We start from the raw sequence: 20900 nt of genomic DNA, 5'->3' as shown, positions 1-20900 counted from the left end.
CATCTTTTAAGGAACTAGATTAGATATCTAAAAAATTAAGGTAAGAAAAAGCGTAATACTATTTAAAATGAAAAAAACACTCCTAATAGCTTTGTCATTTATATTGTCTACTGGCATGTTTGCACAGATTGGTACAGGTGATGCTAGTGCATTAATGGGATTACCTACCGCTACTGATTTAGCTGAAATAAATGCAATTATTGGCCCTAGTATCGGTTCTGTAGTTTTTAATTTAGATGATCAGGAAATTTATCGATTTACTAATACAGGATGGCAAAGAAGTACTGATGATCAATTAGATTCTGAAGTAAATCTGGCAACTCCTATTGATGTTGATGAAAGCGGGTCGGCAACTATTACCAACGAAACAACAGTTCAGGGAGTAATACAAGCCATTGCCCCTATTACTTCTAAAGCAGCAAGGATTTTTTATCCACCATCTATTGCTGTGGATGCTTCTTCGGTAGGTGTCAAACCACCTATTGACCTTTATCAAGAATACATTAACCAGTTCGGATCGCCTGTAGCATCAAGTGATGCTGCCAACGCCCCTACTATTCCAACATACGCAAGAAATGAATTATATTACTATGTAACCTTTGCTGATCAGAGTGTTTTCGGAAATCCGACAACAATATCGATAGATGGTAATGGAAACATGAGCTATAGTATTGTTAATACTCCTGCAGATTTTAACGCATTAATTAATGTAGTATTTGTTGTTAAATAATCTTAAAAAAAACAGATGAGTTATTTTAAACAATTTTCACTTATCATATCAATGCTAGTTTTTATGACTAGCATAGATGCTATTGCCCAGGCAACTGTTCTTATTGAAGTGGATTGGAATAATTTCTCTGAAGAAAATGTAATTACATTTAGAAACCCAGCAACTACACCTCTTGGTACTATTTGTGATCCAACATGTGGTGCTGTAACCTTTGCTGATAACACCTTTGACAATATTGCAAGCCCAGCAAGCTTTAATGTCCCTTACGCCACTGGATATAGTTTGTTTATAACAGACGCTTTTGGTGACGGATGGGAAAATTATGGAGGAGGACCTTCGTATGTAAGAGTATATGTTGATGGAGTCGAAATATTACAGAATTTCCCTGGGAATTTTGGAGCAAATACTACTATTACATTTGATGTCGTTCCACCCCCGGCAGAGCTAAGCATTACTGATATTTCTGTTAATGAAAACGCAGGAACAGCAGATCTTAGTGTTAACCATACCGGAGCGAACACTTCAGGAAGTTTTACTGTAGACTATACTACAGCAAATAATTCAGCAATCACTCCAGGCGATTATACAGCAACTGGTTCCCCTGCTCCCACAATTACATTCTCGGGGACTAGTCCGGAAACACAAACCTTAACTATACCTATCTCTATTATTGATGATAATTTTGCAGAAGCTACAGAATCATTTTTTGTAAACCTTGTTAATATTAGCGATCCTTCAATAAACATTACAGATGGTCAAGGAGAAATTACTATTAATGATAATGATAATGCATCTATTACAATAAATGATATAACAGTAAACGAAGGAGATGGGACTGCTACCCTTACTCTAACATTATCTGGAGCTAATGTCTCTGGAGGGTTTTCTGTACCCTATACTCTTGCAAATGGTTCTGCAACTAATCCTGCCGATTATACAACTGTTGGAGCTACTGCTTCTCCTATTAATTTTGCAGGAAATATTAACGAAACACAACAAATCACTATTCCTATTGTTGATGATTCTGATCTAGAAACAGATCATAACTTTTTTGTAAACTTAGGAGCTGCCAGTAGTCCATTAGTTACCATCGGGGATCCACAAGGTGAAATTACTATTCAAGATAATGATACAGGGATTAGCATTGCTGATATTTCTGTTAATGAAAATGCAGGAACAGCAACTTTTCAAGTTACCCAAATTGGATCAAATACAGGCCCTTTTTCTGTAGATTATACGACAACAGATAATACTGCAATTGCTGGATTAGATTATATCACTACTTCCTCTACTCTCAATTTTTCGGGTACTACTGGAGAAATTATTAATGTGGTTGTTACCATTGTAGATAATACGTATATCGAAGTTAACGAAACATTTAACTTGATTTTGTCTAATCCCAGTGATCCCTCTGTTACTTTAGATAATGCAATAGCAACAATTATTGATGATCCTGGTGATACTCCTATACAGGCAAATGTACCCTTAACACTTTTTGATGAATTTAATGGGTATTATGATTATGCCGTTACTGGAGATTCGTTTAGAAACAGTACTGTTAATGAATGTAGTATTATTGGTGCTACCACCGGAACAACATTAACTACTACTATACCTGTTGGCGCTACTATCGAAAAAGCCTATCTTTTCTGGGCACATTCTTCGGCTTCGCCAGATGAATCGATAACTTTTGAAGGACAAACTGTAAACGCAAGTATTATCAGAAGTTCTACTTTTGGAGGTGCAAGTTTATATGGAATGACGAGTGATGTTACCACGCTAATACAAGGTATACCTAACCTTTCTACAAATACATTTGATTTTTCTAACCTTACCATTGATAATGGAGAGCCATATTGTTCTAGCACAGTGGTACTAGGAGGCTGGAGTTTAATGATATTTTATACTGCTCCTGCCCTACCTGCTGTAAGTATTAATCTATATAATGGTTTTGATGGCCAGCAAAATAATAGTAATAGTTATAATCTAACTGGTTTTTTTGCCATAGGAGCTTCTGGTTCTAAAACTACTATACTTTCTTGGGAAGGTGATCAGGGATTAGCAAATAATGAATCTCTCACCGTAACTACAGGTTCGGGTACATTTACATTATCGGGAGATGGAGGGCAAACAGGAGGAAATCCATTTAACTCTACAGTATATGACAACACTGTTGGTCCTGTTGTTAATAGAACTACTCTAGGTCTAGACTTAGACACCTATGATATTTCTGCTTTTATAGGTCCTGGTGAATCTACAGTAACTACAAATGTAGGTGTGGGTCAGGATTTTGTGATCTCTAATGCAGTATTACTTAAAGTTCCTAGTAACCTTATTATTGGTAATGTTTTTGAAGATATAAATTATGGCGGTGGAAATGGCAGAAACCTGGCAACTTCATCAGGAGCGCCAATAGTTGGAGCTACTGTAGAGCTTTATGATAACACCGGAACATTTGTTGAATCTACTACTACTGATACCAATGGGCAATATTCTATTGGAGGTATGCAAAATGGTACGTATAGTGTGAGAGTGGTTAACAGTACTGTTAGATCTACCAGAGGTGGTGGAGCTGCTTGTACAACATGCTATCCTGTCCAAACATACAGAAGAAATTATGCTGCAACTGTCTTTACAGATGTTACTACAGAAATAGGAGGTGCAGCCCCATCTCAACAAGATGTTGCAGCCGGTACTTTAATTGGTGCACAAAGTATATCCTCAATAACCATACTTAGCGAAGGAGTTGTTGGTATGGATTTTGGTTTTAATTTTAATACGATAGTAAACACCAACGAGGATGGCCAAGGGTCATTGGAACAGTTTATTGTAAATTCTAACAATTTAGATGAAACAGGATTGGATATTGAGACTAATAGTATTTTTAATCCTGCAGCAGGAGAAGATACATCTGTTTTTATGATTCCTCCAACTGGTGATGCATTAGGTAGAGCTGCGGATATAAATTTCGTTAATGGATATTTCGACATTACTATTGGTAATGGTAGTAACCTTTCGACTATTACAGATGCCAATACACACATAGACGCCAGAACACAAACTGCATATTCTAATACAAATACCGGTACTATTGGAAGCGGAGGAAGTACCGTAGGAGTATCAGGAAATACATTACCTAATTATGATCTACCTGAGGTTCAGATACATAGAAACAATGGAGATGTTCTTCATATACAAGGAAACAATACCGTTATAAGAGGTATTTCAATTTATGCAGGAAATAATTCTGGTATTATATTAGAATCAGGTTCTTCTACTATAGACGGAAACCTTATTGGAGTAAATGGAGATGGTATATCGTCTGGAAACATAAATTATGGAATTGAAATAACAGGCGGGACTTCAACTATTTCAGGTAATTATATTGCATCAAATACTGATGCCGGAATCTTAATTAATGGAGGAACATCAACTACTATCGAAGACAATCAAATTGCTTCTAATGGTCTTGCTGCATGTAATGACAATATTACAATTCAATCAGGAAGTGGTGTTACAATACAACAAAATTTGATAGAAAATTCTGCAGCAATGGGAATTGACGGTGCTGGAATCTCAGGAAATATATCTATTACAGAAAATACTATTCAAAATTCTGGACAGCATGGAGGCTCATGCTCTGGAAGTATAGAAAACGCAGGAATACGATTAGAAGGAAATAATTCCTCAATAATTTCAAATATTATTGCCAATAATGGAGGCGCAGGTATTGTAATAACAGGAGGTAATACTTCGGGAAATTTAATTTCTCAAAACTCTATATACAATAATGGTACGTCTAGCCCTGCTCTGGGTATTGACATAGATCAAGCAACTACTGGTAATCCTGTAGGTGATGGTGTAACTATAAATGATACTAACGATAGTGATACAGGGCCTAATGGAAGTCTTAATTTTCCTATATTTGAATCTATCGTAATTACAGGAAATAGATTAAGAGTAAGTGGTTGGAGCAGGCCTGGTGCTACATTAGAATTTTTTGTTACAGATATCTCTCAAGGAACGGCTAGTACTGGTGATAATCAATTGGGATTAGCCCAAGATTATGGTGAGGGACAAGTATATCTTGGTTCTGCAGTAGAAGGAAGTGGTTCGGATCAGGCTTCTGGGACTTCATCATACTCGGATCCCGATGGAAATGCAGATACCACAAATCGTTTCTCCTTTGAAATTATATTAGCCTCACCTTATCCCGTAGGAACATTGATAACCGCAACTGCAACATTATCAAATAGCACATCCGAGTTTTCTAACACCTTCCCTATAGGAGCCAAAACTGTGATAACTAATAGAAGAATTACATATAGAGTAAATCCAAATTAGCAATTTTATAAAAAAATATTTAAAATTAGGTTAAATGTATTTATTACCCCGTATTTGATTTATCTTAATACATAATCCTAATGATTGTTAAACACATATTTGTCAAATCTTTATGAAAAAAACACCCCATTGCCTTTTTAATGATTATATACTGATTTTTAAAATTACCACTTAAATACCCCAAAGAAAAAAATCAAATTCATTATCAACCTCAAAGCAAAACATCAAAAAATTATAACAAATACCATATAATTCAAATCGTATTAATGGTATTCGTATTAATTCAGCAAAATTTCTACGTCAATTTATTTTCTTATGTTTGTTTTGTCAAAATGTTTATTTTTTTAGGAATATGTAACTTTTCAACAAAACCATACCTTTAATCGAACCAAAAATGCATTTCACCGATAAATAATTGCATTTTATCGTGAAAAAGTAGTGTAATTTGCTGAAAAAGAATATATTTGCCATAACATATTTACTGTTAAACCGTAAAACAGTATTACCCCAATATAACTATGGATAGAATATTTTTTATTGTCGTATGCCTTCTGGCCCAAGTTACTATAGCTCAACAAGCTTTTCATAACTACGGGAATATTCAAATTCACGATCAAGGTGAAGTTGGTTTCCACACTGATTTAATTAACGATGGTACGTTTGACCAAAATTTAGGTCTTGCAGGATTTTACAATCCTTCAGGTAGTCTTAATGTATCTGGTGACAACCGTCCTATTTTTCATAATATGGAAATTGATGTTGTAGATGATCTGCTATTGGATGTTGCTGTTGGTGTAACAAACTTTCAGGAATTTATAAACGGAAGGGTACAAACTCCCAGAGATAGACGTAATGTTTCTTTAGATTATATAAATGATGCTCCTTATTTAGGTGAAAATGATGATCGATATGTAGATGGATATTCTTCTATTACCGGAGTATTAGATTTTTCTTTCCCTATTGGAGATGATTTTAGATTACGTCCTATGCGTATCGAAAATCAGGCAGCGGTAAATACAGCACGAGGTGCGTATTTCTTTGAAAATCCAAACTCTCCTAATTTTTTCTCTACCAGCTTTAATACCGATAATTTCAGTAATGTATTATTTGGTGTTAGCTCTTTTGAATTTTGGGATCTTGACGGAGATGTAGAAACCAGGGTAACTCTTACCTGGGATGACAATAGTAATATACCTACTCTTGTTGATGAGTTAGAAGATCTTAGAGTTGTAGGATGGGATAGAAATTTACAACAGTGGGTAAGTTTAGGAAACTTTGCTGCCTCTGGAGATTTAAATAGTGGAGAAATCACTTCAGAATTAATGATCCCTGATAACTATGTTGTTCTTACGTTTGGTTCTTCTGATATCATATTAGACGGTGATCTGGAAATATTTACAGCAGTTTCTCCTAATGGTGATGGAGTTAATGATACTTTTATCATTCAGGGGATTGAGCAATTTTCAAACAATGAAGTAATAATTTATAACAGATGGGGAGTTGAAGTGTATCGTAAAAAAGGATATGACAACTCATGGGGTGGTTACTCGGAAGGTAGAGCTACAATTGCCCAGGATGAACAATTACCTGTAGGTACCTATTATTATATCCTGAAAATTGAAGGTCAGAAAGATCGTTCTGGATATCTTTACATCAATGTTTAGAATAATGATCTAGAAAATCATGATTTTCTAGATCACTAATACACTATCATTTTTGTCGAATAAAAAAGTCTTACTCTCAAAAAATGTAAATTCAGGAACCTCATAAAATAATAAATAGTTAACTTCAAGGTTATATAAAGTCATTTTTAGAGGTGTTACTAATTAAAAAATTAGTATTAAATGAAGAAAACATTACTTATTATTTTACTCATTCTACCTGGAGTTATTTTTTCTCAGATCGATGAGTTTTCTGTTATGGGTCTTCCAACTGCTGCTACAAACGCAGAAATGAATGGTGTAACCGCTGCAGCTACAGGATCAATTCTATACAACCTTGAAGAAAGCAAAATCTTTGTTTTTGATGGTACAAATTGGGTAGCAACTACTAATGATAATTGGTTAGTAGATGGTAATACGGGCTTACCCGCCACATCTTTTTTAGGTCATATCGATGATGTAAAAATGGAAATTCGATCTAACAATTTACCTTTATTACAGTTTGGAAGAAGACAAACTTTAGGATTAACACAAGCTTTTCCTGATTACACAGATAATGATCAACCTTTGGTTAATATCAACGGGGATGGTACTACATCTGCATTACAATTTACAGCCGCAGGTGCTTCTTTTTACAAACCAATGTTCTTTACAACAACAAATGGAAGTTTTAGACTAAAAGGAAGTACGGGAGGAACAGACCTGTTTGAAATAGGTTCTGCAGGGCCTGCAAATGATGGGAAATTAGAATTCATTATTGGTGATGATGGTAGTGAACCTATTGTATTTAAACGATACGATTATAGACGTGGTCAATTTCATCGAGAGCTTTTTAGAGTACAAGGAAGCAACAATACTGCCGATGCAACCACAAGATTTGGTATTAATTTAAACCCGCAAGAAGTTGCTGTAGATACTGGATATGATGATCCTAGCACAGGATTTAATGTTGCAAACTCTACTTTACAACTGGAAGGGTCTTTTTCGACTTCGATAATTAGCACTACTGGAAATCTAACATTAACTGAGAATCATCATACTATACACATTACAGGAGCCCACAGCATAACACTACCAAATGCCAATACTTGTGAAGGCAGAATCTACATCCTAAAAAATAGTACTAATGCCAACAGAACTATTAGCACGTATCGTGATCTTACCAATTCAAACCAAGCCATTATTACAAGTGAATCTGTGTTATGGATAAAAAGTGATGGCACTAATTGGCAGCAAATAAGTCCAAATGCATCATCTTCTTCTAACACAGTAGAAGGAGAAGAAACTTTGCGAATGATGAGAGGAAATGTAAATGCAAATGGTAGTATTGCCCAGGGAACTGGTTTTACTATTACCAAAATCGGTACAGGAAGATATACTATTAATTTCACTACAGCTTTTACAGGAACTCCAAGTTTAACAGCAACTCCAGGAGATGTTACAGGAGTTCTTGATGATAATATTTTAAATATATCTCAGATATCAACAACCCAGTGTACCATTAGCACAATTGACAATGACTCCTATACATTTGAAGATTCATATTTTTCCTTTATAGCTATTGGCCCCCGATAATAATTGTAGGTTACACAAAAGCATTTTCATCAAAATTCTATAACTTTTTCACAAAATGATGTGCCCATATTTCATATCCTTCATTAAGGTAGAATTTATGCGAAGGATAATTTACCACATAACTATTTAATTCAGAAGCCTCACACCCCCTACTCCTTGCATATTCATAAATCCAGTTAAATACTTTCTTCCCTATTCCTTTACCCCTATTCTCTTCATCAATATATACGTGATCTGGTTCGCATGATCTCCCAACATAATGACGTGTCATAAACCATAATCCAAAAAATCCTATTAGTTTTTCATCCAAATACACTCCCCAGCATTCATAATTTTGCTCAAACATTTCATCAAACCTTTCTGTTAAAACAGTATCAGAAAATTGATTATTCATCAATTTCTGAAGTAATGGTAAAATAATATCAAAGTCCTCTTTTAAAATTTTGTGAAATGCTAAATCCATATGATGTTTTTCTGCAAAAATAATTATACATTTATCTCAAAGATGTAAAGAATTCTTAAAAAAGAAAGAATATACCAATTCTATTGTTTTATTGGCTTTGTATAGCATCCTTTTTAGTATTACAAACAAGTTAAAAAGAACAAAAAATATAAAGATGAAAGAAAAATCAGGAAAAACACAAGATCTGATCGACAAAAAATTTCTGGAGGAACGTAGTGTATTTCTTTGGGGACAGGTAGATGACAAGTCGGCTAAACATGTAATCGACAGACTCATGTATCTGGATATGATAAGCGACAAAGAAATCAAACTATATATTAATAGTCCCGGAGGATATGTTACATCAGGGTTTGCAATGTATGATACTATAAAAAGTTTAAAAAGTCCGGTTTCTACTATTTGCACAGGATTAGCTGCTTCTATGGGATCAATTCTTCTAAGTGTTGGTGAAAAAGGTCGAAGATTTATACAACCTCATGCAAAAGTGATGATTCATCAACCAAGTGGTGGTGCCAGAGGACAAGCTTCTAACATAGAAATCCAGGCTGCAGAAATCCTTAAGACCAAAGAACTTAGTGCTCAAATCCTTGCTGATAATTGCGGACAAGATGTTGAGAAAGTATTGAAGGATTTTAATCGTGATTATTGGATGGATGCTCAAGAATCAATAGAGTACGGTATTATAGATGGAATTCTGGAATAATGATCCAAAATGATATAATTATAATCAGATCCCTATGGTAAGAAGAGATTTTATTGGTATTAGTACCCTGGGAATGATTGGAGTTTCATTATCATCATTTTCTATACTTCCTTCAGAGTTTTCTAAAGATGATCTTATGGGAAAAAGTAATCCATCACTTTTTGGTGATGGATATAAGCTACGAAAAGATGCATATGAAGCTTTTCTTAAAATGAAGACTGAAGCATCAAAAAGTGGATTCAAAATAAAAGTTGTTTCCAGCTATAGAAACTATGCGCACCAAAATCGAATCTGGGAACGTAAATACAAAAAGTTTACAAAAGAAGGGTTACCCCCTATTAAAGCAATACAAAAAATTATAGAATATTCTACTATTCCTGGTACCTCAAGACATCATTGGGGTACCGATTTAGATATTGTAGATGGTAATGCTCCACAACCCAAAGGATTACTTCTTGCCAAGAATTTTGAAGGAGATGGCCCGTTTTGCAAGTTTAAAGAATGGATGGATATACATGCAAACTCTTTTGGTTTCTACCTTGTATATACGGATAAAGAAAACAGAAAAGGTTTTAAATATGAACCCTGGCACTATTCGTATGCCCCACTTTCTATTCCTATGTTAAAATCATATCAAAAACTCGACATTGCCGAAGAGTTAAAAAAGGCAAATCTGCTTGGTAGTAACTTTTTCTCAGAAGAGTTCATCACACAATATATTGCAGAGAACATATCAGACATTAACCCTGAATTATTATAGTAATATAAAATTCGTGTTATTTTTATAGTTTCTCATAAAAATGTTCCTTTTTACTCAAAATCACCCTTTTACTATTCCGTAGTATCCTAATACAATATGTGAAATTCTTCTTTTTCGATTGAATCAAAAAAATCAAGATAAGTTCTATATACTAAAATTATACTATTTTAGTTATTTATTAAAATAAAGACCCCATACTAATGAAAACTTCTTTAATTAAATACTTTTGTGTTTTTGTGCTTTTATGCACTGCTTTTTCTTGTTCTAAGGATGACGACGATAATACCATTACAGAAACTCCAAGTGAAGTTTCGATTACAGACGAAATACTAAAATTGGTAAATGAATATCGACAAACTAAGGGACTAGAGGCATTGGCAAAAAATACAACTGCCGAGGAATTAGCTGCTGATCATACACGGTATATGATTTCTAAAGGTACTATTAATCATGATAATTTCGATGCTAAATTTGACACTTTACGAGAAAAGGAAAATGCCACAGGGATGGCAGAAAATGTAGCTAGTTTTTATCCCGATGCCCAAAGTGTTGTAGACGGATGGATTAATAGCGAAGGCCATAGAAAAAATATTGAAGGTAATTACACCCATACTGGTATTGCTGCAATAAAAGATGAAAGTGGCAGATACTACTATACACAAATTTTTTACCGCTAAACTCTGCAAACTCAACTATGCAAGGTTAGCACTAATCTTGTTCTTTAACTAAGAACGGTACCTCTAGTGGTTGCTTACTAAAAAGTGTTTTTTGCATTTTATTAGTAAGCAACTTTTATATTTATTAACTTTAAGCTTTTTGATATTAAAATTTAGTTTATCATGAGACGTGGCGGCTTAAAAATCAGAATATTAATAGGTTTAGCAATTATAGCTTTTGCATTTTTTAAAAAATGTAATAATAAAACGCTAAACCCATATACCGATAGAGTACAAAATATTAATATGACAAGTGATCAGGAAATCGCTATTGGACTACAAAGTGCTCCTGAAATGGCCCAACAACATGGAGGATTATACCCGGATCAAAAATTGCAAAGCTATATCGATATGGTTGGAAACAAATTAGTTAATTCGAGTATGGCAAAACAAACTCCTTACAAATATGAATTTCATTTGTTAGCCGATCCCAATACCATTAATGCTTTTGCATTACCAGGAGGGCAAATATTTATAACCTATGCTTTATTATCCAAATTACAAAATGAAGACCAGGTTGCTGGTGTATTGGGTCATGAAATCGGTCATGTACTAGGACGACATTCTGCAGAAAGAATAGCAGAGCATGAATTCTGGAAAACGATATCTACCGGGGCATCAGTTGGTGCAGATGCTGGAGGGATCGTAAATGGTATCGGACAAAATGTTTTATTAAAAAATGGCCGTGGTGATGAATTGGAAAGTGATAAACTAGGCGTTTTGTTTATGATCAATTCGGGTTATAATCCTGAAGAAATGATTGGCGTAATGAAAATTCTAAAAGCTGCTGCCGGGTCTAACCGTGTTCCCGAATTTCAAAGTTCCCACCCTGATCCTGAAAATCGTATAGAAAAAATCAAAGAGGCAATACGAGAATATAGTAGTGTACAATAAAAAAACCATTGCCTGTTCATATCAACAAGCAATGGCTTCAATACTTATGACAATTTCTCTAAAAGAGCTACTGCATCTTTAGCATTAGATTGCTTTGCAAATTTCATTGCTGTATAGCCTTTGCTATTTTTAGCTTTGATATTTGCTCCATTTTTTACAAGCAGTTTAATAATATCTGCACGGTTATATCGCGCAGCATACATAAGCGGTGTCATTCCGTCAGATTTTTCATTAACGTCACTGCCGAATTCAATTAATTTTTTTACCGTTTCTAAATCTCCTTTTACAATGGCCATACAAAACGGACTTGTCTTATATGCCGTAAGATCGTAATTATGACTAGTAGTAGTCACATTTGTTTCTGCAGCTAAACTTACAGAAGTAATACACATAACCAATAAGGTTGCTAAAACTGTTTTTTTCATGATGAAATTGATTTAAGTTTATTTGATTGACTTATATATAGTACGACCTTAGAATCGGCAACATGTTACACCTACTCTTGCCAAATAACAGGATTTTAACTTTCTTGTAACAAATATTTTGATAAAAACGATACATTTCTATACAATAAACCCGCCTACCATTATAAAAATGATAGACGGGATTTATATCGGTTTAAAAACTAATTCTGAGTAATTATTTTTTCTTAAGCTCTAATAACAAGACCGCAGCTTCTTTGGCTCCAGATAATTCTGCATATTTTATTGCATTATAGCCTTTCGCATTTTTAATATTGATTTTTGCTCCATTAGCAACCAAAAGTTTTATGATCTCTAATCGATTATAACGAGCAGCATACATAAGAGGTGTCATACCTTCTGAAAATTTATTCACTTCGCTCCCTAATTCGACCATTTTTTTAACCATTTCATAGTCGCCTTTAGCGATTGAAATGCAAAAAGGAGATACATTAATAATTTCTGTTTTTGCAACCTTATATGCATTAAGGTTTTTCACCGGATCGTTTGCTAAAACCAGACCAACCGTCATACACATTACTAAAATTGATAGCTTTTTCATTTTTTTTATCTTTATAAGTTCATTATTGATTTGCGCTATGTCAAAATTTGACGGTGCAAATGAATTACATTATTCTCACAAAAAACATCGTGATTTTAAGAATAACTTACTTTTAACCTTCCCTACATGAATTCGTTAATAATTTCACAAAAACCACGTGTCAGTTAATATTACAAAAAGGTATAAATCACATAGGAATAACATAAGCTTTTTGTGTGCTTGTGGGCGAAGTTGTAACTTTGTTTCTTATTTCATTTTTTTGAGATTTTAGGCTCAAAAAATAACCAACCAAAAACCTTAATTAAGAATACATTATGAACAAAAAAATAATCCTGATGATCCTGGATGGATGGGGAACATCACCCGATCCTAAAGTATCTGCAATTGATCATGCAAACACTCCGTATATCGATAGTTTATACACTCACTACCCTAATGCTTCTTTACGTACAGACGGACTTCATGTAGGTTTGCCAGATGGGCAAATGGGAAACAGTGAGGTTGGTCATATGAATCTTGGAGCTGGTAGAATTGTATATCAGGATTTGGCCAAAATCAATATAGCAGTTAAAAACAACACTTTAAAAGAAGAATCCGTTCTTCTGGATGCTTTTCGCTATGCAAAAAAAGAAAATAAAAATGTTCATTTACTGGGCCTGGTAAGTGATGGTGGAGTTCACTCTCATATCGATCATATTAAAGGATTACTTGACGCAGCTCACTCTTATGAATTAAAAGATGTTTTCCTTCATGCATTTACCGATGGTCGTGATGTAGATCCGAAGTCTGGTAAAACGCACATCAAAAATATCCAGGATTATATGTCCAAAACCACAGGTAAACTAGCCTCTATCATAGGAAGATATTATGCTATGGATAGAGACAAAAGATGGGAGCGTGTTAAATTAGCCTATGATCTTTTGGTAAATGGTATTGGAGAATCTAGTATTGATGCCCTCGACAGTATTCAGAATAGTTACGACAACGACATTACCGACGAATTTATCAAACCGATTATACTACAAGAAAATGGAGTTTCGGTCGCTACCATAAACGATGAGGATGTTGTAATTTTCTTTAATTTCAGAACAGATCGAGGCAGAGAGTTAACCGAAATGCTTTCTCAAAAAGATATGCACGAGTATAATACCCACAAGCTTTCTTTACATTATGTTACAATGACCAACTATGATGAAAACTTTGAAGGTATTAATGTTATTTATAATAAAGATAATATTACCGAAACTCTTGGAGAAATCATTTCTAAAGCCGGTAAAACTCAAATTAGGATTGCTGAAACAGAAAAATATCCTCACGTTACCTTCTTTTTTTCTGGAGGACAAGAAGAACCTTTTAAAGGAGAATCCAGAATATTAAGAAATTCTCCAAAGGTAGCAACATATGATCTTAAACCCGAAATGAGTGCTTTTGAATTAAGAGATGCTTTGGTACCAGAACTACAAAAAGGCGATGTTAATTTTGTATGTTTAAACTTTGCAAATGGTGATATGGTAGGGCATACAGGAGTAATGGAAGCTGCTATTAAAGCTTGTGAAGCTGTAGATCAATGTGTAAAAGATATAGTAACCACTGCTCTAGATAATCAATATTCTACCATTCTGATTGCAGATCATGGTAATTGCGAAACTATGATTAATCCAGATGGCACACCACATACAGCCCACACAACTAATCCCGTTCCTTTTATCTTAATTGATAGTGACCAGATACAAATAAATGATGGAGTTTTAGGAGATATCGCTCCAACCATTCTTGATCTTATGGGAATAGAAAAACCTAAGGCTATGACACAAGATTCATTACTAAAATAATATTCAAAAATACACTAAAGAATAATTTCTTTTTTTGAAACAAGTCGCATAAAAGAGTGCTTTTATGCGACTCGTGTTTTTCTGTCTTTTTATTTTTCAAAATTCTTTTGTTACCTTAACATAGATTATATGTTTTTATGTAGATAAAAAAAGTATAATTAGTACGCAGCGAAACCCAATATTCTTGGTTATACATTATATGAGTTAAGCACTAACCCTTATTCATGAATAAAAAAGAACAAGACAGACTAGTAAAAGCCTGTAAAAAGGGTAATCGGGATGCCATGGAAAAAATATACAATACTTTTGCACCGCGAATGATTGCGGTGGGTCTTCGCTATTGTGTAAATCAATCTGATGCAGAAGACATTGTACAAGAAGCTTTTATTAAAGTTTTTAAAAGTATTCAAAAATACCGCCATAAAGGAATGCTGGGAAGTTGGATTGAAAGAATTGTTGTGAATTGCGCTATTGATCATTGGCATAAAATGAAAAAAACGATTCATGTAGATCATGAAGATTTCATCAACAAAAATGAGATACAGGAACTAGAAGAGCCTGAAAAAGACTATCTATCTAAGGAAATATCGATAGAGAGGTTACGAACCTTTATTAGTGATTTACCCGAACAGTATCGCTATGTTCTAAATCTCTATGCCATCGAAGGATATTCTCATAAAGAAATAGGAGAAATGCTTAATATTAAAGAAAGCACATCAAGATCTAACTATACCAGAGCAAGAAAGAAGCTATTAGAGCGTATGAGGAATAATGGAGTTGTAAAGTTTTAACGTTTAAAACCTAAATGAGTAACAAATGAAAGATGATAAAGACCTTTTAAAACCGCTTTTACAAGCAAAATTTAAAAGTGATTCGATTATACCATCGAAGGATAGGTTTGATGACATATACAATGCAGTACAGAAAGAAAAGATTAAGCGTAATTATATACCTTGGTATGAAATAACTGTTATTGCCATATTACTTTGCGCTATATTCATTCTGTATTATGTAATGAATGACACGACTCCTGAAAATACCGAGATCACTCCTTCACACCAGGAAAATATCGATTCTGTCGAACCAAAAAATGTTCAAACCACAATTCAAATAGAAGAGCAACCAGAAATTATTGAAATCAAACCTGTAGAATCGAATACAGAAGATAAACCTGTAAAAACTTCTAAAACAGAAACTTTTTCTATAGACTCTACCATTTTAGAGCCAGACGAAGAAAGTAACGAAAAAGGATTTATTGGGGTATCCTATATCGCTTCAGAAAAATATGCTTCAACAAAAAACACCAAGTATATTAAGCTTCCCGATTCGAGTACGATGGTAATGAGAAAAAATAGCAAAGTTAATTTTAATACTTCGATACAAAGCTATAGAAGAGTTGATCTTGTTGGTACTTTATTCTTTTCAATACAGAAAAATGAATCAAAACCATTCGTGATACACGGAAACTATTGTAATGTTCAGGTTAGCGGAAATTCTTTTGCAATATCTGTAGAAAAAGATGCCGATTATATCACGCTTATTGAAGGTTCTGCAGAAATAATTCATCGTACAACTGGTAAAAAACAAAATGTAGTTGCGGGACAAAGTTTTAATGTCAACCCCCAAGGTATTATGCTTCTTAAAAGATCTCCAAATCAATTTGCCTGGAGAACTAGTGTTTTACATTATAAAAATGTTAGTGTGAATCAAATTATAAGTGATTTGGGAGAAAATTTTGACGCCAAAATTAGATTAAAACGCAGTCCTCTACTCGATTGTAAATACACGGGATCTTTTAGCAATGCAACTACCGAAAAAGTATTGAGTGAATTAGCTAAGAAATTCAACGTAAAAATAGAAAAGGAAGGCGAGATTTTTATACTTATAGGAGAAGGTAATTGTGCAAATTAAAAAGACATATAACATTTGCAGTACCAGATAAACAATCTTCTTTACAACTCTAAAAAGATATTCTAATGCTTCTGGTCATTAGTGCTTTCTATACTATAAACACCTTATTGTTTGTATATTAAAAACCGGCCTATAAAACATTTTATAGGCCGGTTTTTTAAACTTAACATATATTATTTAAAGGTCAAAAGTTATCGTCCCTTCTATAGAAGTAAGTATAACCTCACGATCACAGGTTCCGTCGCCAAAATTAATATTAAAATTAACTCCAAAATTACTAGAATAATCTTGTGATCCCTGCACAGGATATTTAAGGAAGCTCAATCCTTCAAAACATGCTGCTTTATATACTATTGGAGATCCATCAACAGATTTTGATTTTATAAAGAAAGGTTTTTGTAGGTTTTCTAATGAAGAGGATTCTTTTAAAGTAATAACCCCTTGTTCTGTATATCGGTTTTGAAAAGAAAAATTTCTATTCGTTGTATACTGATATGTTTCTCCATCAGGAGCTGTAATAACTCCATCTATTTTTACATCAAATACCGGAATATCATCGGTGCTTTGTTCTTCATTTTTTTGAGCTACTCTATACCCATCAAAAATATATCCCCGATCGTATTGCACATTTTTAAACACTGCAGAGTCCTTAAACTTAGATGGTAAATCTTCGGCTACATAGTATTCTAAACTACCTGTCCAATCGTCAAATTGGCATTGGTCTCCTGTATCATTTAAAATCATCTTACTGTAATGATCATATCCCAAAAAACCCGGAATAGGTTTTTCCTGATAAGGAATTAATAATTCGATAGAGAAACAGGTACCTTTACTATTTTTAGAGGAGTTTTTAAGATCTAAAGAAGCCTGTTCCGAAATTTTCCCAAAATCATCCATAGCCAGGTTCACGGTTTTACTCAATTCAAATGTTTCTTTATTATTTTGTTCAGAAACACTATCATCAACATCATTTTTAGTACAACTCACTACTAGGCCAAAAATCAGGGCACAAATCAATAATTTTTTCATGGTTTTCTTTTTTTAAGTGAATATTATCTTTGTTTTCTATCTATTAAACCCCGAAAAAATAAAAACGCTGCGTCGATATTTCATTATTTGTTAAACTAGTATCAAATCATTGGATCAAGCATTAGAATTTATATATATTGGCAGAGCAAACAATTGTGGATCAAAATGAAAAAAATATTTTTTTTAGCTATTACCATTACCGGTTTTCTTTTTTCTTGTGGAAGTACTTCTACTGCTACAAATGATAAAAATTCTAATGCTGAACTAACGAAAAGTAAGCAACAGCAAGTTTCAACTGAAAAGAAAAACAGCTCTAAATCAGATTTTTTAGTAGGCAAACAAGATCGAAAAGCGTTAGAACAAAAGCCATATGGAAATTGGTTTAATACTAATTACAAAAATTATACTGTCGATACCAGAACTGTAGAGAAATTATCTCCATACCTAAAAAATATTACGATTAAAGCTTTTATGGGCACCTGGTGTAGTGACAGTAAAAGAGAAACTCCCACATTTTATAAAATACTGGACGCTTCTAATTTTAGTTATAAAAATCTGGAATTAATAACAGTAACAAGATCAAAAGATACTCCCAAAGGTTTTGAAAAAGATTTAGACATCATGCGAGTGCCAACTTTTATCTTTTATAAAAATGGAGAAGAAATAGGGCGTTATGTAGAATTTGCAAGAGAAACCCTCGAAAAAGATATATTGGCAATTGTTTCTGAACAACCTTATAAACATTCTTACGAAGATTAAATAATTCGATGACACCAAAAGAGAAATTAAACACACTTGGACTCCAATTACCAGAAATATCTGTCCCAGGAGGGTCTTATGTATCTGTAAATACAAGAGGTAATATTGCCTATGTAGCTATCCAATTTCCTATTCAAAATGGTGAATACTTATATCAAGGCAGATTAGGAAATACCATAACAACGGATCAAGGATATGAAGCTATGAAATTATGTGCTCTTAATGTTCTTGCCCAGATAGATAAAAAAATTGGCTTTGATGCTATTGAAGGGCTCAATCATATTGATGCTTACTTTCAATCGGGTGCTCATTGGGACGATTCTCCTATTGTAGTAAATGGGGCTTCAGATCTATTTATTAAGGTACTAGAAGAAAAAGGTACACACACAAGAGCAATTTTTGGAGTGGATAAGTTACCTCGAAATTTTTGCGTAGGCCTAACTACTTCATTTACATTAAAAACCACTTAAAAGTACGCTAATCAATAGCGTAAAAAAGTGAAACATCAAAATAGAGGGTGCTGTTGAACAGAACAAGCATTATTCTTTGTAAATTTGCCTTCTTTTATCAAGGAATTGTTTACATATGATTATTACTAAAACACGTGAAGAAATAGAATTAATGCGAGAAAGTGCATTAATTGTATCTAAAACATTAGGGATGTTAGCCCCTGAAGTTAAACCTGGGGTAACTACGCTACAGTTAGATAAACTTGCAGAAGAATTTATTAGAGATCATGGTGCAATTCCTGGTTTTTTGGGATTGTACGATTTCCCAAATACCTTATGTATGAGTCCTAATGCTCAAGTGGTTCATGGGATCCCAAATAACACTCCATTAGAAGAAGGTGATATTATATCTATTGATTGCGGTGCTATTAAAAATGATTTTTATGGAGATCATGCATATACATTTCCTGTAGGTGAAGTATCAGAAGAAGTAGAACGTTTACTTCGCATTACTAAAGAATCTCTATACGTTGGGATTGCTGAGTTTAAAGTTGGAAAACGAGTTGGTGATGTTGGGTATGCAATCCAGAAGTTCACCGAAGAAGCTGGTTATGGAGTGGTTAGAGAATTAGTGGGTCATGGTTTGGGTCGAAAAATGCATGAAGATCCCGAGATGCCTAATTATGGACGTCGTGGTAAAGGGAAAAAATTTATTGAAGGTATGGTCGTTGCTATAGAACCTATGACAAATATGGGAACCCATCGTATCAAACAACTACAAGACGGCTGGACTATTCTTACAGCGGATGGCAAACCGAGTGCTCATTTTGAGCATGATGTGGCTATAATCGATGGAAAACCTGAAATTCTTTCAACCTTTAAATATATCTATCAGGCATTAGGTATTGAATCTAATGAAGAAGATGCCTTTAGACAAGAAGTGTTGACTGTATAGTATATATTCTTTAGCACTCAAAGTCTGCATTGTGTAGCTTTTCAAAATGAAAAAACTATTTAAATTAATACTTAATACGATCCCCAGGCCACTATTGATTCGATTGAGTTATATAGCACGCCCGATATTATCATTATTTTTACGAGGAAACACATATACTGATCCAATTGATGGCAAAAGTTTTTCTCGTTTTTTGCCTTATGGATATGGTACACAAAGAGATAATGTACTTTCTCCTTCGACTTTATCATTAGAACGCCATCGGTTACTCTGGTTATTTCTAGCCCATGAAACCGAATTTTTTACTACTCCTGCAAAAGTATTACATTTTGCTCCTGAACAAGCATTTTATAAAAGGTTTAGAAATTTAAAACATCTTGATTATACTACTACTGATCTTAACTCTCCATTAGCAGATGTAAAAGCTGATATATGCAATTTACCTTTTATCGATAATGAATATGACATTATCTTTTGCAATCATGTTTTAGAACATATCCCAGATGATACTACAGCTATGCAAGAAATTTTCAGGGTGCTAAAACCGGGCGGGATGGCAATTCTACAAATTCCTCAGGATCTAAATAGAGATGTAACTTTTGAAGATAACAGCATCACAGATCCACAGGAACGTGCCAGAATATTTGGTCAATATGATCATGTAAGGGTTTATGGTCGGGATTATTTCGAAAAATTAAGAGCTATTGGTTTTAAAGTTGATGAGGTAGATTACACTAATATTTTATCAAAAGAGTGTGTAACAAAATACTGTCTTGCCCCAGGAGAAATTCTTCCTGTTTGTTATAAACCATAACTAAGGTCAAAAAGACAGGTAAATTATATTACATTGCTTTAAGGATGAATAAGATATCAAAAGTTATTTGATAATTTGTTCTAAAAAACTCCAATGACCTCTATTAGGTATTCATGTTTTTATATTGAAATTACACACCTCTTCCTGGCACTGTTTATTATTTAACAAAAAATTAAAAAGCTCCTCAAAAAGTGCTATCAAATATACACTTTTGTTAAATTTTAATTTTTCTCTAACATTTAGATTTGTTTGATAACACAATAAGCGTAATTTTTTAACACA

The 20900-nt window shown here is 33.7% G+C and carries 19 protein-coding genes; 15 read left to right on the top strand and 4 right to left on the bottom strand.

Features of this window, described 5'->3' with window-relative positions; genetic code table 11:
- Window positions 1-67: 67 nt before the first annotated feature.
- The 4 genes from DK441_RS16745 to DK441_RS16730 all read left to right on the top strand — a co-directional run bounded on the left by DK441_RS16745 (window position 68) and on the right by DK441_RS16730 (window position 8310).
- On the top strand, window positions 68-730 hold the full coding sequence (locus DK441_RS16745) for a hypothetical protein (protein WP_235015782.1): 663 nt from the start codon (window positions 68-70) through the stop codon (window positions 728-730).
- 15 nt (window positions 731-745) lie between these two features.
- Window positions 746-5074 carry an S-layer family protein gene (locus tag DK441_RS16740; protein WP_109851715.1) on the top strand — a complete coding sequence of 1443 codons (4329 nt, stop codon included), beginning with the start codon at window positions 746-748 and terminating at the stop codon, window positions 5072-5074.
- 518 nt (window positions 5075-5592) lie between these two features.
- On the top strand, window positions 5593-6738 hold the full coding sequence (locus DK441_RS16735; protein ID WP_109851714.1) for a gliding motility-associated C-terminal domain-containing protein: 1146 nt from the start codon (window positions 5593-5595) through the stop codon (window positions 6736-6738).
- A 180-nt stretch (window positions 6739-6918) separates the two neighbouring features.
- Complete coding sequence (locus tag DK441_RS16730; protein WP_109851713.1) at window positions 6919-8310, top strand: hypothetical protein; 1392 nt, start codon at window positions 6919-6921, stop codon at window positions 8308-8310.
- 37 nt (window positions 8311-8347) lie between these two features.
- Here DK441_RS16730 and DK441_RS16725 read toward each other — a convergent pair whose 3' ends face one another.
- Window positions 8348-8773: a GNAT family N-acetyltransferase gene (locus tag DK441_RS16725; protein ID WP_109851712.1), complete on the bottom strand. Its 426-nt coding sequence runs from the start codon at window positions 8771-8773 to the stop codon at window positions 8348-8350.
- 118 nt (window positions 8774-8891) lie between these two features.
- Between DK441_RS16725 and DK441_RS16720 the strand changes: the two genes are divergently transcribed.
- From DK441_RS16720 to DK441_RS16705, 4 genes are all read left to right on the top strand, one after another.
- Window positions 8892-9476, top strand: a complete 585-nt coding sequence (locus DK441_RS16720; protein WP_255412333.1) for a ClpP family protease — start codon at window positions 8892-8894, stop codon at window positions 9474-9476.
- Between the two features lie 34 nt (window positions 9477-9510).
- Window positions 9511-10236, top strand: coding sequence for a M15 family metallopeptidase (locus DK441_RS16715; protein ID WP_109851710.1), 726 nt, complete (start codon window positions 9511-9513; stop codon window positions 10234-10236).
- A 200-nt stretch (window positions 10237-10436) separates the two neighbouring features.
- On the top strand, window positions 10437-10913 hold the full coding sequence (locus tag DK441_RS16710; protein WP_109851709.1) for a CAP domain-containing protein: 477 nt from the start codon (window positions 10437-10439) through the stop codon (window positions 10911-10913).
- Window positions 10914-11075: 162 nt separating this feature from the next.
- Window positions 11076-11846, top strand: a complete 771-nt coding sequence (locus DK441_RS16705) for a M48 family metalloprotease (protein ID WP_109851708.1) — start codon at window positions 11076-11078, stop codon at window positions 11844-11846.
- 44 nt (window positions 11847-11890) lie between these two features.
- On the opposite strand, the gene DK441_RS16700 is transcribed toward DK441_RS16705, so the two are convergent.
- Both DK441_RS16700 and DK441_RS16695 read right to left on the bottom strand, forming a co-directional pair.
- Complete coding sequence (locus DK441_RS16700; RefSeq protein ID WP_109851707.1) at window positions 11891-12271, bottom strand: ankyrin repeat domain-containing protein; 381 nt, start codon at window positions 12269-12271, stop codon at window positions 11891-11893.
- Window positions 12272-12485: 214 nt separating this feature from the next.
- Window positions 12486-12869 (bottom strand): ankyrin repeat domain-containing protein, encoded by a 384-nt coding sequence (locus DK441_RS16695; RefSeq protein ID WP_074408371.1) that lies wholly within the window; start codon window positions 12867-12869, stop codon window positions 12486-12488.
- A gap of 314 nt (window positions 12870-13183) precedes the next feature.
- Here DK441_RS16695 and gpmI point away from each other — a divergent pair, with 314 nt between their 5' ends.
- The 3 genes from gpmI (at window position 13184) to DK441_RS16680 (ending at window position 16612) form a co-directional block, all read left to right on the top strand.
- The gene (gene gpmI, locus DK441_RS16690) at window positions 13184-14701 is read left to right on the top strand and encodes a 2,3-bisphosphoglycerate-independent phosphoglycerate mutase (RefSeq protein ID WP_109851706.1); all 1518 of its coding nucleotides are present in this window, start codon (window positions 13184-13186) and stop codon (window positions 14699-14701) included.
- A 224-nt stretch (window positions 14702-14925) separates the two neighbouring features.
- Entirely contained in the window at window positions 14926-15492 is a 567-nt protein-coding gene (locus tag DK441_RS16685; protein WP_109851705.1) for an RNA polymerase sigma factor, read from the top strand.
- Between the two features lie 25 nt (window positions 15493-15517).
- A complete protein-coding gene (locus DK441_RS16680; protein ID WP_109851704.1) occupies window positions 15518-16612 on the top strand; it encodes a FecR family protein in 1095 nt (364 codons plus the stop codon).
- A 177-nt stretch (window positions 16613-16789) separates the two neighbouring features.
- On the opposite strand, the gene DK441_RS16675 is transcribed toward DK441_RS16680, so the two are convergent.
- A complete protein-coding gene (locus DK441_RS16675) occupies window positions 16790-17641 on the bottom strand; it encodes a hypothetical protein (RefSeq protein WP_109851703.1) in 852 nt (283 codons plus the stop codon).
- Window positions 17642-17806: 165 nt separating this feature from the next.
- Between DK441_RS16675 and DK441_RS16670 the strand changes: the two genes are divergently transcribed.
- The 4 genes from DK441_RS16670 (at window position 17807) to DK441_RS16655 (ending at window position 20618) form a co-directional block, all read left to right on the top strand.
- The gene (locus tag DK441_RS16670) at window positions 17807-18400 is read left to right on the top strand and encodes a thioredoxin family protein (protein ID WP_109851702.1); all 594 of its coding nucleotides are present in this window, start codon (window positions 17807-17809) and stop codon (window positions 18398-18400) included.
- An 8-nt stretch (window positions 18401-18408) separates the two neighbouring features.
- Window positions 18409-18870: a RidA family protein gene (locus DK441_RS16665; RefSeq protein ID WP_109851701.1), complete on the top strand. Its 462-nt coding sequence runs from the start codon at window positions 18409-18411 to the stop codon at window positions 18868-18870.
- A gap of 115 nt (window positions 18871-18985) precedes the next feature.
- Window positions 18986-19804, top strand: coding sequence for a type I methionyl aminopeptidase (map, locus tag DK441_RS16660; RefSeq protein ID WP_109851700.1), 819 nt, complete (start codon window positions 18986-18988; stop codon window positions 19802-19804).
- A 46-nt stretch (window positions 19805-19850) separates the two neighbouring features.
- Window positions 19851-20618, top strand: coding sequence for a class I SAM-dependent methyltransferase (locus DK441_RS16655; protein WP_109851699.1), 768 nt, complete (start codon window positions 19851-19853; stop codon window positions 20616-20618).
- The last annotated feature ends 282 nt before the right edge of the window (window positions 20619-20900 follow it).

It is taken from the genome of Aquimarina sp. AU58, assembly GCF_900312745.1.
GTDB lineage: Bacteria > Bacteroidota > Bacteroidia > Flavobacteriales > Flavobacteriaceae > Aquimarina > Aquimarina spinulae.
The sequence above is the reverse complement of the archived record's forward strand: the minus strand, read 5'-3'. Positions and strand labels throughout refer to the sequence as shown.